Origin of the sequence: Neobacillus sp. OS1-2, assembly GCF_030915505.1 — a bacterium.
In the GTDB taxonomy this organism is placed as follows: Bacteria; Bacillota; Bacilli; order Bacillales; family Cytobacillaceae; genus Neobacillus.
The window spans coordinates 1,670,564-1,684,833 of the sequence record NZ_CP133265.1; the positions used below are offsets into that span (position 1 = coordinate 1,670,564).

Annotated in this window: 18 protein-coding genes; 13 read left to right on the top strand and 5 right to left on the bottom strand. The window is 38.5% G+C overall.

Annotation, left to right across the window (positions count from 1 at the left end; translation table 11 throughout):
• Positions 1 to 414: 414 nt before the first annotated feature.
• From RCG19_RS08165 to RCG19_RS08205, 9 genes are all read left to right on the top strand, one after another.
• Complete coding sequence (locus RCG19_RS08165; RefSeq protein WP_308110453.1) at positions 415 to 657, top strand: hypothetical protein; 243 nt, start codon at positions 415 to 417, stop codon at positions 655 to 657.
• Positions 658 to 834: 177 nt separating this feature from the next.
• Positions 835 to 1,401 (top strand): stage II sporulation protein M, encoded by a 567-nt coding sequence (locus RCG19_RS08170; protein WP_308110454.1) that lies wholly within the window; start codon positions 835 to 837, stop codon positions 1,399 to 1,401.
• A 21-nt stretch (positions 1,402 to 1,422) separates the two neighbouring features.
• A complete protein-coding gene (locus RCG19_RS08175; RefSeq protein ID WP_308110455.1) occupies positions 1,423 to 1,920 on the top strand; it encodes a hypothetical protein in 498 nt (165 codons plus the stop codon).
• A 175-nt stretch (positions 1,921 to 2,095) separates the two neighbouring features.
• Positions 2,096 to 2,839 carry an ABC transporter ATP-binding protein gene (locus tag RCG19_RS08180; protein ID WP_308110456.1) on the top strand — a complete coding sequence of 248 codons (744 nt, stop codon included), beginning with the start codon at positions 2,096 to 2,098 and terminating at the stop codon, positions 2,837 to 2,839.
• Positions 2,823 to 4,256, top strand: coding sequence for a hypothetical protein (locus RCG19_RS08185; RefSeq protein ID WP_308110457.1), 1,434 nt, complete (start codon positions 2,823 to 2,825; stop codon positions 4,254 to 4,256). Before RCG19_RS08180 ends, RCG19_RS08185 begins: the two co-directional genes overlap by 17 nt.
• Before the next feature lie 5 nt (positions 4,257 to 4,261).
• The gene (locus tag RCG19_RS08190; protein ID WP_308110458.1) at positions 4,262 to 4,645 is read left to right on the top strand and encodes a PH domain-containing protein; all 384 of its coding nucleotides are present in this window, start codon (positions 4,262 to 4,264) and stop codon (positions 4,643 to 4,645) included.
• A gap of 122 nt (positions 4,646 to 4,767) precedes the next feature.
• Entirely contained in the window at positions 4,768 to 5,367 is a 600-nt protein-coding gene (locus tag RCG19_RS08195) for a hypothetical protein (protein ID WP_308110459.1), read from the top strand.
• A gap of 123 nt (positions 5,368 to 5,490) precedes the next feature.
• Positions 5,491 to 5,988, top strand: coding sequence for a site-2 protease family protein (locus RCG19_RS08200; protein ID WP_308110460.1), 498 nt, complete (start codon positions 5,491 to 5,493; stop codon positions 5,986 to 5,988).
• A gap of 195 nt (positions 5,989 to 6,183) precedes the next feature.
• Positions 6,184 to 6,549, top strand: coding sequence for a hypothetical protein (locus RCG19_RS08205; protein WP_308110461.1), 366 nt, complete (start codon positions 6,184 to 6,186; stop codon positions 6,547 to 6,549).
• 174 nt (positions 6,550 to 6,723) lie between these two features.
• Here the strand turns inward: RCG19_RS08205 and RCG19_RS08210 are convergent, their stop codons facing one another.
• The 3 genes from RCG19_RS08210 to RCG19_RS08220 all read right to left on the bottom strand — a co-directional run bounded on the left by RCG19_RS08210 (position 6,724) and on the right by RCG19_RS08220 (position 8,946).
• Positions 6,724 to 7,479: an HAAS domain-containing protein gene (locus tag RCG19_RS08210; RefSeq protein WP_308110462.1), complete on the bottom strand. Its 756-nt coding sequence runs from the start codon at positions 7,477 to 7,479 to the stop codon at positions 6,724 to 6,726.
• Entirely contained in the window at positions 7,476 to 7,811 is a 336-nt protein-coding gene (locus RCG19_RS08215; protein WP_308110463.1) for a PadR family transcriptional regulator, read from the bottom strand. Before RCG19_RS08215 ends, RCG19_RS08210 begins: the two co-directional genes overlap by 4 nt.
• A gap of 211 nt (positions 7,812 to 8,022) precedes the next feature.
• Positions 8,023 to 8,946 carry a magnesium transporter CorA family protein gene (locus RCG19_RS08220; RefSeq protein WP_308110464.1) on the bottom strand — a complete coding sequence of 308 codons (924 nt, stop codon included), beginning with the start codon at positions 8,944 to 8,946 and terminating at the stop codon, positions 8,023 to 8,025.
• Positions 8,947 to 9,060: 114 nt separating this feature from the next.
• Between RCG19_RS08220 and RCG19_RS08225 the strand changes: the two genes are divergently transcribed.
• From RCG19_RS08225 to RCG19_RS08235, 3 genes are all read left to right on the top strand, one after another.
• A complete protein-coding gene (locus RCG19_RS08225; protein WP_308110465.1) occupies positions 9,061 to 9,330 on the top strand; it encodes a hypothetical protein in 270 nt (89 codons plus the stop codon).
• A gap of 81 nt (positions 9,331 to 9,411) precedes the next feature.
• Positions 9,412 to 10,098, top strand: a complete 687-nt coding sequence (locus RCG19_RS08230; RefSeq protein ID WP_308110466.1) for a TrkA C-terminal domain-containing protein — start codon at positions 9,412 to 9,414, stop codon at positions 10,096 to 10,098.
• Between the two features lie 136 nt (positions 10,099 to 10,234).
• Positions 10,235 to 10,606: an iron chaperone gene (locus RCG19_RS08235; RefSeq protein WP_308110467.1), complete on the top strand. Its 372-nt coding sequence runs from the start codon at positions 10,235 to 10,237 to the stop codon at positions 10,604 to 10,606.
• Positions 10,607 to 10,715: 109 nt separating this feature from the next.
• On the opposite strand, the gene RCG19_RS08240 is transcribed toward RCG19_RS08235, so the two are convergent.
• Together RCG19_RS08240 and RCG19_RS08245 are read right to left on the bottom strand one after the other, a co-directional pair.
• Positions 10,716 to 12,038 (bottom strand): hemolysin family protein, encoded by a 1,323-nt coding sequence (locus tag RCG19_RS08240; RefSeq protein ID WP_308110468.1) that lies wholly within the window; start codon positions 12,036 to 12,038, stop codon positions 10,716 to 10,718.
• Between the two features lie 105 nt (positions 12,039 to 12,143).
• Positions 12,144 to 13,634 carry a mechanosensitive ion channel gene (locus RCG19_RS08245; RefSeq protein WP_308110469.1) on the bottom strand — a complete coding sequence of 497 codons (1,491 nt, stop codon included), beginning with the start codon at positions 13,632 to 13,634 and terminating at the stop codon, positions 12,144 to 12,146.
• Between the two features lie 316 nt (positions 13,635 to 13,950).
• On the opposite strand from RCG19_RS08245, the gene RCG19_RS08250 reads away from it, so the two are divergent.
• On the top strand, positions 13,951 to 14,250 hold the full coding sequence (locus RCG19_RS08250; RefSeq protein WP_308110470.1) for a hypothetical protein: 300 nt from the start codon (positions 13,951 to 13,953) through the stop codon (positions 14,248 to 14,250).
• The last annotated feature ends 20 nt before the right edge of the window (positions 14,251 to 14,270 follow it).

Here is a 14,270-nt window from a genome sequence, read left to right on the forward strand (position 1 = left end):
TGGGATATTTTTCATATATCCCTATAATTATACAATTCCTGATGTTTGTAAACACCTAATTCCAAGACAAAGCTTTTTAAAAACCTAATAAAAAAACCAAAATATATGACCAAATACCTATCATTTTTTCAAATAATAGTAGCTAGCTACATAATAATAAGTAAATCCTCCTAATAAATTCTGCTAATTTCTACCCTTTTGTTTGGGTAAAAAGCCCATTTTAATACATTTTATGGCTATTTTCGCCTAGAGGTAGCGATAAGTGACATTTTATTCTATAAATAGTCATATTTAACCAAAATGGGTATTTTTTTGAAAATATAATTGACGGATAATTCGGAATCCTGCTACGATTATGACGAAATAGGGGGTTATTTCCAAAATTTTAATCAAAAAGTATGAGGAGGAATTCAAATGCAATTAGCAAAATGGGTGGCAGGAAAACTTAAAGATAAACTTAATTCAATGGGGTATAACAAATTCGTTTCTTGGTTGGGAGGCTACGTTGGGGGTAAAGTCGCGGGTAAAATTGCTCAAATCCTGATTACTTCCGGTGTAACAGCATTAGCAACTTATTTAGCTGCAGAAGGATCCATCTTAGGTGCGATTGCTGGTCCATTAGGTGCGGCAGTTGGCTTCTTAGGCGGCTGGCTATAATTCTTTCATCATTTTTCTTTTTTAATTTGAGCTTTACATAAGTTCACTCGAATTAAAAACAGTATCCACATAAACCCCCTATTCCATCTTTACAGGTCTAGGAATGTTCATGCCTAGACCTGTTATAACCATTTTGTTTTCACATTTTTGACCATCGCTCATGTTAAGGAGATTGCTATGAGTAAACATTCCATCAAGTATAGTAACCTCTTATATTTTTTTACTAGAGGAAATAAAAAATACCTTCTTATAACCATTATCATTTTTCTGGTCGTGTTCTATATTAGTTATTTTGGCTTCTCTGAAATATTGAAAGATGATATCAAGGATATGGAGGGAACAGATTATAAAGAATTCAAGGTTGACAGTTTCCTTGATTTTTTTATTAACAACTCCAAAGTATTTCTTTGCACTGCATTGGGATTGGGTTTCATTACCTTTTTTTCTTTACTATACCAAGCATATAGCTTAGGCATGCTTTATTCCCTTTGGATTCATCAGGGCTTAAGTATCAAGACTTTTGCTTTGTTAACCATCCCACATGGGATCTTTGAAATTCCAGCCTTATTCATTGCGGGGGCAATTGGATTCAGAAGTTTCACCTTACTTATTCACTATTTAAGAAAGAAGGATTTAGATTATCGAAAGAATTTTGAACAAATTAGCTATAATTTAATTCTTATGATCTTCTTAACCTTTCTAGCAGCACTTGTAGAATATTTTGTTACTCAAAAAATCGTATAATCTGGAGGTCAAGTGTTCTTCATGAATTTCATTTATCGGCTAAACGAAAAGGAACTAAAGATTAGCAGGTCGTTCCTATACTTTTTCATTTTGTCCCTAATGGCATCCTTCGTTAATTTTAATACGTTTTCCCTTTCTAAAACGGAACATTCTATCGTGACTTACATTGTATCGGTGGTCGTCCTTCTGATTATTTTAACGTCCAAATGGTTTATAGAGGGATTAGTCATTAAGGGGATTCTCTTATTTTCAGGGGGCAATTTAGAGTATAGACAAATTCTTAATATCATTGTTAATAATCAGCTTATATTGATGATTTGCACATTATGCTTATGTATGCTGTCCATATTTGATAACCAAATTGTCAGTGGGTCCTCAGGAAAAGTGGTTAAACTGATCATGCAATCCATCTATATGTTCTTTATTTTCAAATCACTTTTACAGATTAAGCAAAACGTAAATAGGTATAAACTACTAATTCCATTACTATTAATGGTCATTGCCAATCTTTTCATTTAATGAAATTAATGGATAAAATTATTTCTTCTTGTTATAATTTATGATATTCCATTAAAAGTAATTTGACCCTTATAATTACTTAAAATCTACATATATCCAACTATTTCTATTTATCATGAAGCATATTCGAGAGCTAAATCATGGTACCTCTTGTTAGGAAGGAAGCTTTAAACATATGAACCAGGTCATTTTAGAGATTACAAATCTATCAAAAAGTTACGACGATTTTGATGTTCTCAAATCCATATCCTTCCATGTTGAAAAAGGAAAATGCTTCGGTGTTTTAGGTCCAAACGGTGCCGGTAAAACCACTTTATTTTCAATCATTTCCGGGATATTGGATAAGAATGAAGGAGAAATATCTATTAACGGGGAAAGTATTTCCCATGATGCACAATTAAAACATGGAAAAATTGGGATCCTTTTTAATGAAATTGGGATCTACGAGAAGTTAACGGCCCGCGAATTTTTAACGTTTCTCGGTGTCATGTACGACCTGCCCGAAGAAAAGGTAGAAGAACGGATTCGGTATATCGCTGATATCTTGCAATTAGATTTAAGCAATAAGACCTTAATCGAAAAATATTCAACAGGAATGAAAAAGAAGATTGCCTTTGCAGCCGCCATTATCCATTCTCCTGATTTATTACTTTTAGATGAACCATTTGAATCAGTAGATGCCATCGTCACACATAATATTAAAGAACTGATTCGTTCCTATATTGAAGAAGGCGGTACGATTCTGATTGCCAGCCATATTCTCCAAATTATTGAGGAAATCTGTGATGACTTTATCATTATTGATAAGGGGAAAGTACTTCTGAAGTCGAATGTCAATGAACTGAATGGCAATAATTTGGAACAATACTTTGTGGACATCATCAGTAATCAGGAGGTTGCTGATGCGAAAGCTAATTGAAGTAATGAAATTATATTATCGGGTAAATATCTCCTATGAAATCAGAACGGGCGCCATCGTAAAGTTACTTTTACGCTGCGTTATCCTTCTCTTATTTATCACAGGAATCGCCATTTTATCTTTTATGCCCAACATCTCTTGGATGAGTGGAGAGGAGCTTTATTTTTACATCCTTCTCTTCTTCCTTAGCATCACACAATACATAAGTCATTTTGTCAAAAATGAGTTCAATTACTACTATATTAATAGATTTCCTGTAAAGTCTCATGAGGCATTGCTATTACGATTAGTTTATAGAAATCTTGATATTACTAGCATTGCCTGCCATATTATTGGTCTCATTATTCTTTCCATGAAATTTGCGATGTCCTTTTCCTTACTAGCTAATTTTCTAGTCTATATCCTTTGTATTCAGATAGTAACGGAAATCTTGAATGTAGCGGGAACCAAGCTGTATATAAACAAAAAAGTATACATCCTTTTTATTAGCCTATATCTGATTCTGATTTTGGCTTTTGCCTACTTCAGGTTGTTTTTACCGAACTATTTACTCTATAGCTTAGAACACCCAAGCTACGGTCACACCCTAGGCCTGATTGGAACAGCTTTGCTATTAACAGGGTTATACAAACTTGTCTATTCGATGGATTTCAGATTAAAACCAGGCAAAGGCTTCAGTCTCAACTTTTCCTTCGTCTTTGAATTTCTGATAAAACGGTTGGTCTTTATTGACAAACCATTACGGTACTTAATTGCGAAGGATTTCATCCTCATGTTACGGACAAAAAAGCATGTTTTTGTTTATTGTTTTCTTTTATCTTTGACCTTTTTCTCCAATGACGTTGGTGCGGAAAATTCAATCTTTTACAATTTATTGATCGCATTCCCTGTACAGGTTTGTATTAATAGTTTTTCGCTTGATCAAAAGGGCGTGATTTCTATATTCCAGACTAATGTGAATAGAAGGGATGTTTTTCTGGCCAAAAATATCGTAAGTGGATTATTCATTGTTCTTTTGTACATCTTATTTTCAACCATTTTTTCCATTATGGGAGGTACCACGTTTTTGAATGCTGGTAAACTGTTTTTGTTTATTATACCGGCGTTATTTTTCCTACTTCCTCTCTGTAACTATCTTTCTGTCACGTTTCCACTTAAAGAGACGGACAGTGGAGGCGCGTTATTTGCCACGGTAAATTTTAAAAGTATTTTAATCTATACCGTTATTTCAATCCTTGTCCTAACTGTTTTTACCGTATTAACCTACTTCTATAAGAATCAAATATTTATTCCCTTTCTAATCGCATCAACTGGTTTAGGCTATCTCTTTTATCTAAAATCTTTAGATAAAGTGGTGAAAAAACTAAACGGTAAGGAAAGGAAAATAATCACGAAATTACTTTTTTCAAGGGGATGAACAAAATGGCACAATTTGAAAGTGAAATAAAAAAGCAACTGGGTAGTGACGAAAAGCTATTAGGCGCTTATTCAGGCCGAACCGCTCCGGCAAGTTTATTTTGGAAAGTTTTTAATGAAGCATCCTGGCTAACCTCATCCAATACACCTGCGGTACTGGGGGTCACGAATAAGCGATTACTGGTTTATAAACTTCATCTCAATTCATCTATTGATCTTCTTGAATCGATTCAATTAAAAGATGTGGCCTCCTGCGAGGAAAGTAATGGTTTATTAAATGGCGGAATCCTGATTCAGCTTCGCAATGATAAAAAGCTTAAGTTTGTGTTTAAGAAGGAGCAAGTGGCACAAATTATTCCGATTATTTCCCAATCCTTAAAGGCCGTTTAGTTTATACCTTACCATGATCTACAGCAATGCTGGTGGGAAAAACGGGATTGTCTTACTCGTTTTCTCCTGCCTTTTGTGCTGGATCGATGTTTCAAAAAATGCCAAAATAAGCAGGGAGTATCATGGAAAACCTTAATCATCAACACCCTCTTTTAAAAACCGGTCATTTATTTATTAAACCGGCCAAATTCCTTCAATACCCGTTTCGGCAGCAACTAAATATTACGCTTCTTGTGTTTGGTTTGCTCACCTTCATCCGATCCATTCTAGTCTTTTACTTAGAAAAACCAACAACGGAATCGAATGACTTTCTGTTTAAGCTGACTGTTAATCCTGCATTTGTTACGGGTAGTGATGTATTAGTTGCTTTCATCGGTCTTTTTATTACCGCTTTTATCTATTTCATCGTGTTAAAATACATTTTTCGAATCACCATGGATTATAAAAAATCGATATTACTGGTCTCCTTTATCTCATTTCCTTCTATTATTCATGAGATCTGGACTACTAGTTACAAAATGTATACAGGCATTCAAGACGTCTATCATCAAGGGACATGGCTTCATCAGATTGCAACTTATGCCAATATTTTTGTTTTATGGGAGGGAGTTCTCCTTTTCCTTTTCCTCAAGCATGATCTGCGACAAACTAATGGGAAATCGATCCTATTAACCTTATTATTTATCATTATTCCTATCGTTTTTCACATACTCGTCATCTAAATTCAGTGTAAAGCAGGGGACGGATCTTGCGCTTCATTCTTTGAAGCGCAAGATCCGTCCCCTGCCTCACTGCTTCCCCTGGGGGCATCCATTTCAAATTATCAAATTAAAAGGAGTTAGGACGTGGAATTAACAAAAAAAAGGATCTATACCATCTATTTAGCTGTCATTGCCACAATGATAAGTTTATTGGTTAAATCAAAGCCGTTCTTGATTTGGCTTAAGTGGGGGGAAATTGGGACTACTTTTACAACGATGTTTATTTCCTTTTGGTCTTATACCCTCCTTTATCCCTGGAAGTTTTCTTCCATACTTATTTTACTCATCTTTATTCATGAAATAGGGCATGTTCTGGCAGCCAAATACAGAGGTCTGCACGTTACCGCACCTACTTTTATTCCCTTTTTAGGAGCTTTTGTAATAACTAAAAATACGAAACCTTCACTGGAGAAAAGGGCATTTATCAGTATCGGAGGACCCATTATTGGAGGCATAAGCGGTATTATTTTCTTTTTATTTGGACAACAATTAGCAACAGATTGGCTGAGCTCAGCAGCTCTCTTGTTCATATTAGTGAATTTAGTTAATTCATTCCCACTTTATCCAATGGATGGTTATTGAGTCCTAAAGGCAATTACTTATCGCAGTCCAAACATTCAGGGATTCCTATTTGGACTCTTTATTCTTTGTGGCTTTGGTGTAGGAGTTTACTTCAAAAGTCTGACAATCTGTATTATTTATTTACTACTGCTCATCGAAACCTGGTTCAATAGGAAAGATGAAGCAGAGGGAGCATTTTTTACGAGGAAATTGATTGTGAATACGTCATTATTTTTAAATAATGGTGTTCCAATCCCCAGAAAGAGGAAGAGAGTAGAACTGCCATTCAAACCTGAAAAAATTGCGGAGTATAAAATGGAGATGGTTCAAGTATTCTTTCCTCAAGTGGGGATGATAGGAAGAATTGAAGCTGGAAAGTTGGACATTAGGAGACTATCGTTGATTGAAACTGTGCAGAGCGGTGAGCAACTAGTCCTTACATTGAAAGTGGAAGAAGGTACGGTGGGTATACTAAAAGAGGATATTTCTCAAAAGTTGAAATGGGGATATGGTATGGTATACACGATACTAGTTTTCTCACAATTTCTATTTTTATATAAGTTTTGGAACATAATGGTGTGAATAACATAAAAACAGTACTTTCAGGGAAATAGAGAGTCCCCTTATCTTATCGGTAGCAACATGGTAAAAAACATTGTAAATAGGGTACAGAATCACAAATGGTTCTTATACCCTATTTTTATAGTGACAGATTAAGCCTCTACCAGAATCACCCCTCTGGCCTCTAAAATAGGATTAATGTTTATTTTTACCCTTCTCTTTTTGCATTAGAGTAAGAAAATAGCTCCCCATACAAATCAGAATAATAGTGCTAGTCAAAATTAACTTTGTGCTCTCCGGAAGGTTCGTTTTACTGATAAAAATTTCTGGTAAAAATAAGATGATCGGGAGAATAATAGAAATCCACGTTTTGCTCCAGAGAGATATTCCAATGAATACACCAATTGAAAAAACAATCGCAACAGTATTCCCTATAGCACCAAACTGAATAGTTGGTGTTTCAACATACCGTTCTAAAAAGAGTAAACCAATAAATAAGGCCACAGGAATGGAACCAGCCATCCCAAATAGGAACCATTCTTTCATTTTGGATATTTTGTGGCTTGCTACATATTTAAATAGTATCGATATTAGTAACAATATAAATAGGAAGATAACTGGATACCCAATCAACGCAAGTAATGAGTATTCTAATTCTCCCCGTATGGCATCTCCCAATAAAATATAGGAAAATGCACCTATGATTATGATCAGTATATATTTCAACAAGCCCTTACCATCAATAGACATCTCATTTGCTACTTGCCCCATGTACTTTTTTTGTGTCATGCCAATGATATCTTCTACACTTTTCCCATTCTTTTCAGCCTCGTGTAAATGATCTTCTAATTCACCTATTATTTCTTCTATCTCTTTTTCCTGTTTACCTTTTGAGAATAAATAAAGCCTTAAATTCTCCAAAAACTCGCGGCTTTCTTTTGATAGTTTCATAAAAGCTCCCCTTCCTCTACCAATAATTTATTTACACTAGTTGAGATCGCACTCCACCGCCCCTTAAACTCTTCTAGTTCTTCTCTTCCTTTTATTGTTAAAGAATAGTATTTTCGCTTTGGGCCTCCCGAAGGAAGTTCTTTTTGAGTCGTCGTAACAAGTCCTTCCTTTTTCATACGAAGCAATAATGGATAAATACTTCCTTCACTTACCATCGTAAGCCCATAAGCATATAATTTTTCCATCATCTCATATCCATACGTTTCCCCTTTTGCAATAACAGATAGGAGACAGCCCTCTAAAATTCCCTTTAGTAATTGACTTGAAGACAAATTGTTTCCTCCCTTTCAAAAAACTACCTTGTTATGCAACATAGATGAGTAAAAAAAAGATGCCAGCCAACTATTTTGTAATACAAGTTAGTTTAAATATAACATAGTAGTTATCTTTGTTCAAGAAATTTTTGTAATTAATGGAAATCTGAAGCAGGGGACGGATCTTGCGCTTCATTCTTTGAAGCGCAAGATCCGTCCCCTGCCTCACCTACTTAAAGAACGACCCTTTCTTTTTCCCTTTTAGCAGGTCGCCTGTCCAGCCTTTGATTTTTAAATAGCCATAGAGGAGGAGTGTGGAGATGATGATGAGAATAATCGAGAACCCATAGCCATAGCGCCATTCGAGCTCAGGCATATGCTTGAAATTCATCCCCCATAATGCTCCAAAGGCCATAACCGGGGTAAAGATCGTCGTCATCACCGTCAAGGTTTTCATAATTTCATTTCCGCGATGGGAAGAAATGACCTCCTCTAAATTGATAATCGAATCGAGTTCATGTTCATATTCGTTCAGTAGCACCATCGCCCGCTCCATCCGCTTGCCCGTAGCGAAAAAAATCTCTTCGCTGCCGTCGCCATGAAGATTGATTTCCTCAATCGCCATTTGGACTTCGTTGATCGGAATCAGGAGATTCTTGCACACCAATAATTCATGCCTGCGCTTATAAACAAGCTCAAGAATCCCCGTTTCATTGCGCTTGCGCACACTCCAAATCAGCGTTTTCAGCGCCTTCTCAAACTGATCAATCTCTACTAACATCTCATTCATCAGCTCGCCAAGAAGCAGTAAAAAGCCATCTACGGCATTTTTCGCCCTCTCCAACTGCCATAAAGGCTCTCGCGAATCCATCTCAAGATTAATCGTCACCAGCTTATCGGTCGTCAGATAAAAATGAAATATTTTATTATCCCGCTCCCTGGCAAAATGTTGTTTATAAATCAGCGACCCCTTTATCACCTTTTCCCCATTCTCTAAGCAGCCCACCCGCAAACAATTCGTTTTATTCTCCTGAACCTGCTCCAGCCAGCCGTTCGTACAATCATCCTGCTCAATCGCTTGTTTGATGCGATCCATTTCATTCTGGTGCAACTGCAAGTATTTCCATTTGTTTTCACCGATTAATTGTTCCAATTAACTCTCCCCTTTTTACCTTGTACATCCCCGAATTGAGCAGATATCAAACATGAAAAAATAGGTTTGATGATAGGGTCGCTGGGGTATTTATGGTGATAAGGAGGGATTATGATGAAACGAGTTTTAAATACAAGCACCTTACTTGCTGTAGGAGTTGGCGCATCGGCAGCCATGTGGTTGTCCAATAAACCGAATCGTATCAAGGCGGGAAGTTTTCTACGGGACATAAAACGCAAAGTAAAACCGACCGTTTTTGAAAAAAGCGAGGAGCTTCCGATTAAGAAAGGCGGCCATCCCCACCCGCATGATTTAGAGGATAACAACATGGTCAGTGAGGGCGCGGGCTATTCCGTTCAATTTTATAATGAGAAAATGCAGTGATGGTGTGACTCTTTTAATAAGGTAAAGTTCAGTGATGGTTGGGGCGCTCATGCTCCAACTATTTTTGGTAAGAGGTGAATGATGCTGCTCTTTTTATTGATTTATTCGGTGATTGTTTGGGCTGTTATCGAAATTTTTGTGATTCTCTTTCGGTTAACTGGCCTTAAAGTGGAGGTTTCCCGTTTCCAAGTTATTTCGATGATGACCGGGACAGGCTTTACGACGGCGGAGTCGGAGCTGATTCTGGGGCATCCGATTCGCCGGCGGTTAGGCAGCTTTCTGATTCTGTTTGGCGCCCTTTCCCTTGCTGTGATTATTTCCTCGATTAGCCAGTTTCTCTCAAGCGGATTACGGACGAAGGAAATTTTATTGGCGGCTGCCGCTACCGTGGCTGTTTTTGGCCTTTTGAAACTGGACAGCGTTCAGCGATTATTAGCACGCGTTTTCGCGGGTAAATTGTCGCGGAAAATTGAACTTGCCGATCTGCCCATTAGGGATGTTTTTTTGAAAAATAAAGAAGATACGCTGCTTAATTTACATATTTATCAAGATTCAGAGCTTGCCAATCGAACGTTGAGTGGGGTGCTGGTTAATCATGTTGAACTCGAAATTATCGTTTTGTTTATCCAACGCGGCAAGGTAAGGATTATCAAAAATATCTATGATACTACCATCCAGGAAGGCGATCAGCTATTGTTGTTTGGTGTGGAAAAGGCCATTTTAGCATTGTTTGCGCACGATATTCAGCTGATGGAGGAAAAACTATAATATGTGGTGCGAAAAAAACTGGCACCTTGCAAAATATATTTACAGATTGCTTGAGTGTACCAATTCATTTACTATTAAGATAAAGCTGATCATTTCATTTTTTGACGATAATTGCATTTTACCAAAGGAGGAAGACATGGAAGTTTTCGCGAACTATGTAGCTGGTATCGATAACCCTGACCACCGCAATCGAACAGAGGAAATTTTGGTGTGGGTTGCTAGTAAATTCCCAAATTTGGAACCTCAAATCAAGTGGAATACCCCGATGTTTTCCGATCATGGCACATTTATTATCGGTTTTTCCACAGCGAAGCAGCATTTGAGCGTTTCACCCGAAGAAGCAGGCATTACGCACTTTGCCGACGACATTACCCAGGCTGGCTACAGCTCTACCAAAGGCTTGTTTCGAATTCCGTGGAATAAGCCGGTAAATTACGAATTGCTTGAGAATATCATTGAATTTAATATTCAGGATAAAGCAGAATTTATGAACTTTTGGCGGAAATAAACAAATACACCTTTTTTTAAAAACGCATGACACGAAAGTGGTTATGTGTTTTTTTGTAACTCAATAAGGAGACATCAGCTTAGAAACAAGCCTCATCCCGAAGCTTGTCTCAATTCTTGCTAATCTCCAAATACATAATATGATAGCCATCTGCCTCATGGACATGGAACGAATAACCTTCTGCATCCACCGCAGCACACAGCTCGGTCACATTATTTTGCGTCAAGTACCAGCCGCCAATCGTATCGACATCTTCAGCAGTTAAATGTGTTCCTAGCAGCTCGTTGACCTCTGAAATAGGCACTTTAGCATCTACAATATAGTGATTTCCCGCCGCTCCAGTCCCAGATCCATTCACGGAAACCTTGCGGATCTCGGGAACCTCATCAGCATCAAATTCATCGCGCACCTCGCCCACGATTTCTTCTAAAATATCTTCGACCGTTACTATCCCAGATGTACCGCCATATTCATCAAGCAGAATGGCCATATGGGTCCGCTCCATTTGCATCCGGATTAGCAAATCGTGAATCGGAATCGTTTCAATGACACGAATAACGGGCTGGATGTAGGATTTTATTTTCCAATTTTTATAGATACTCTTATTCATCAGTTTGGAGGTAAAAAACATTTTCACGTTCATTACACCAATAATATGATCCTTATCGCTCTCCATCACCGGATAGCGTGTAAACTTTTCCGTCCTCATCGTTTCCACGACGTCACCTATCGAATCTTCAACCGAGAGACATACCATTTCTGTACGCGGCACCATAATTTCTTTTGCGACCCGCTCATCAAATTCAAAAATATTGTTGACGTAATTCCATTCATTTTGGTTAATTTCCCCGCTGTGAAGGCTTTCTGACAGGAGTATTCGCAGCTCCTCCTCCGAGTGCGCTAATTCGTTTTCGGACGCCGACTTTAATCCAAACAGGCCAACGAGCATACGGGCTGTATTATTTAATGCCCAAATAAACGGATACATGATTTTATAAAAAAGAATGATCGGTTTCGCAAACAGCAGCGTGATCGTTTCTGCTTTTTGAATCGCCACGGTTTTCGGCGCCAATTCCCCTGCGACTACATGGATAAAGGTAACAAGGGCGAAGGCAAGGACAAAAGAGACAATTTGTGTCACAGCATCATTCATTCCCAGTACTGTCATGAATGGATGAAACAGCCTTTCGACCGTCGGTTCCCCGAGCCAACCGAGTCCCAGCGCGGTCACCGTGATACCAAGCTGGGTTGCGGATAAATATTCATCGAGGTGTGTTACCACCTGTTTTGCCGCAATAGCGTTCTCCTTTCCCTCCGTAATCAGCTGGTCAATCCGCGATGTCCGCACCTTCACAATCGCAAATTCAATCGCCACAAAGAAACCGGTTAACACAATGAGCACCACAATCATTAATAAATGGATCAGCAGCAAACCAACAACCTCCCTTCTAAAAATAACAATCCGAAATCGATTGAGGATTCCGGATTGTTTTGTCTATAAATGTTCCTTATCCACTCAATTTCGGATAGCTAAAATCTATCCATTTTCCCTTTCTATCTTTTCATCCAATTTCCCTAAATATTTGGCAGCGAACTCTTTGCCACCGAGGCCGAATGCTAGACCAAATGCCAAGGCCAATCCGCCCAGGACAAGAATAAAGGCCGCATTGACAATCGAGTGGGCGACACCCAATTGGTCTAATGCCATAAACAGCGAGATTGTAAAAATAGTATACTTCGCAATCCGCGCCAACGTCCGGGAATAGCGCTGTTTTAAGACGTTTTGTAACACACGCTCGACTAATTGGCCCAAGTATAAGCCAATTCCCAAGATGACGAGTGCCGCTAACACCATTGGTAGATAGGCGAGTACTCCTGTTGCCAAGGTAACTAAGAAGTCTAAATGAACAATCTTCATGGCCTCTGAGGTAAATAACAGGATCACGACAATTTTTGCTAGCAATCCTACCAGTTGTGATAGTGTGTATTTCGATTGTTCCGGTGTTAAAGAACCGATTCCCATATGATGAAGAATATTGTCGAAACGTAAGCGCCAAAGCATTTGCGCGACCATTTTTTCAATCCATTTACCAAGCCATATTCCTGCTAATATCAAGAGAATCGCTGCGGCAATGTTTGGAATTAGCGTCATAATCTGATAAAGCATCGCAATCGCCGGCTCCGAGATTCCTTTTAAGTCTAATTTTTCTAAAGCGGTAATAATGGTTGGGATTAAAATGAGGATGAACACAATATTCCCAATTATCGTTGAAAGATCCGCCTTCGCTAATCCCACCCGTTCACCGAGTCGGTCCATTCCAATGCTGTTTAAAAAATGGGTTAAAATATCGCGGACGATTTTCGCAATCAGCCAGCCGATGAAGACAATTAGCGCAGCGGCAAATAGCTTTGGAATCAAGCCTAGCATGGTGGATAACGTATGTGTGAATGGCTCTGAAATTCCTTCGAGCTGCAAGGCGCCTAGCACTGCTGGTAAAAACAGTAGGAGCACAAGATAAAAGATGGCTTGCGCGATGCCGTTTATCGTGCTTGCCGTATTCCCCTTACTATTGGATATGTTCCATTTTGCAAGCCAGCTTTCAACATGAAGCATCGCCGCACCTTTTTTAACCAGCATCCGGGCAAAATAGGCTACGACCCATGCCAATAGGAGAATAAGAGCTGCTTTTAGTAGATTCGGAATTGCTGCGGTCAATGTCGACACCATTTTTACAAGCGGTTCAGCCATCATGCTGAGGTGAAGCATGTTGAAGAAGAATATTAGGACGACAACTACTAACAGATAGTAAACCATTTTTCCGATTATCACTTCTGATGCGTATTTTCGTTTTCCAACATTAGCAAACAGCTTGTTATCAAGATTTGTTTTCGTTAAGGCCTTTTCGACTGCTTTGCCAATCGCCTTCGCCACCAGCCAGCCAATAATTAAAATAAGAAGTGCTAATAGTACGTGGGGAATTCGGTCTGTATATATGTACCAGCCGGCCATCATATTGGGTAATGTCATCTACCATCTCTCCTTTTTTGTAATTTGCTAGATGTAATACCCTGTTTGGTTGGTTTCAAACATTTTGACAAGGGCTGTTCTTACGATTCGCTCATTAAAGTGTGGAATTCGCTCATTGGATTCAAAAATTCGCTCATTGAAATGGGAAATTCGCTCATAGGGGTTAAAAATCCGCTCATTAGCGGAGGGAATCGTCTAATAATGATTCATCAGCTCATTCATTTTGAGTAATTTTATACAAGTTAGCGCTTAAATGTTTCGCCTTCTGAACTCCTGGGAATACAATTACCAGTTCGAAAATAAAGGAGGAGTTAACATGAATAAAAAAACACTTCTAACAGGCGGACTGGCGGCCATGTTGACATTTGGCGGGTTGGCCGGCTGCGGCGACGGGGTCGACCAGGATAACGGTATCAGTGACGGCGAGCAAAAGGATCAGATTGATAATGATACAAAAAAAGAAGCGAACGACACTTTTAAAGAAGCTAAGGATAATATGGAAGATGCCAAGAATAATGTCGAGAGCCAATTAAAAAAGGAAGGAATCGGTAATGGCGTCGATCAGGATAATGGCATCAGCGATAGCGAAAAGCAGGATGATGTGGATAACAATTAGGAAGTTTGGGGGCCTTTCTC

Coding starts and splice junctions, on each gene's coding strand:
- RCG19_RS08195 (WP_308110459.1), top strand. CDS start 4,768: ATGGAAAACCTTAATCATCAACACCCTCTTTTAAAAACCGGTCATTTA.
- RCG19_RS08230 (WP_308110466.1), top strand. CDS start 9,412: ATGCTGCTCTTTTTATTGATTTATTCGGTGATTGTTTGGGCTGTTATC.
- RCG19_RS08250 (WP_308110470.1), top strand. CDS start 13,951: ATGAATAAAAAAACACTTCTAACAGGCGGACTGGCGGCCATGTTGACA.
- RCG19_RS08175 (WP_308110455.1), top strand. CDS start 1,423: ATGAATTTCATTTATCGGCTAAACGAAAAGGAACTAAAGATTAGCAGG.
- RCG19_RS08185 (WP_308110457.1), top strand. CDS start 2,823: ATGCGAAAGCTAATTGAAGTAATGAAATTATATTATCGGGTAAATATC.
- RCG19_RS08235 (WP_308110467.1), top strand. CDS start 10,235: ATGGAAGTTTTCGCGAACTATGTAGCTGGTATCGATAACCCTGACCAC.
- RCG19_RS08245 (WP_308110469.1), bottom strand. CDS start 13,634: ATGACATTACCCAATATGATGGCCGGCTGGTACATATATACAGACCGA.
- RCG19_RS08225 (WP_308110465.1), top strand. CDS start 9,061: ATGAAACGAGTTTTAAATACAAGCACCTTACTTGCTGTAGGAGTTGGC.
- RCG19_RS08190 (WP_308110458.1), top strand. CDS start 4,262: ATGGCACAATTTGAAAGTGAAATAAAAAAGCAACTGGGTAGTGACGAA.
- RCG19_RS08165 (WP_308110453.1), top strand. CDS start 415: ATGCAATTAGCAAAATGGGTGGCAGGAAAACTTAAAGATAAACTTAAT.
- RCG19_RS08180 (WP_308110456.1), top strand. CDS start 2,096: ATGAACCAGGTCATTTTAGAGATTACAAATCTATCAAAAAGTTACGAC.
- RCG19_RS08170 (WP_308110454.1), top strand. CDS start 835: ATGAGTAAACATTCCATCAAGTATAGTAACCTCTTATATTTTTTTACT.
- RCG19_RS08210 (WP_308110462.1), bottom strand. CDS start 7,479: ATGAAACTATCAAAAGAAAGCCGCGAGTTTTTGGAGAATTTAAGGCTT.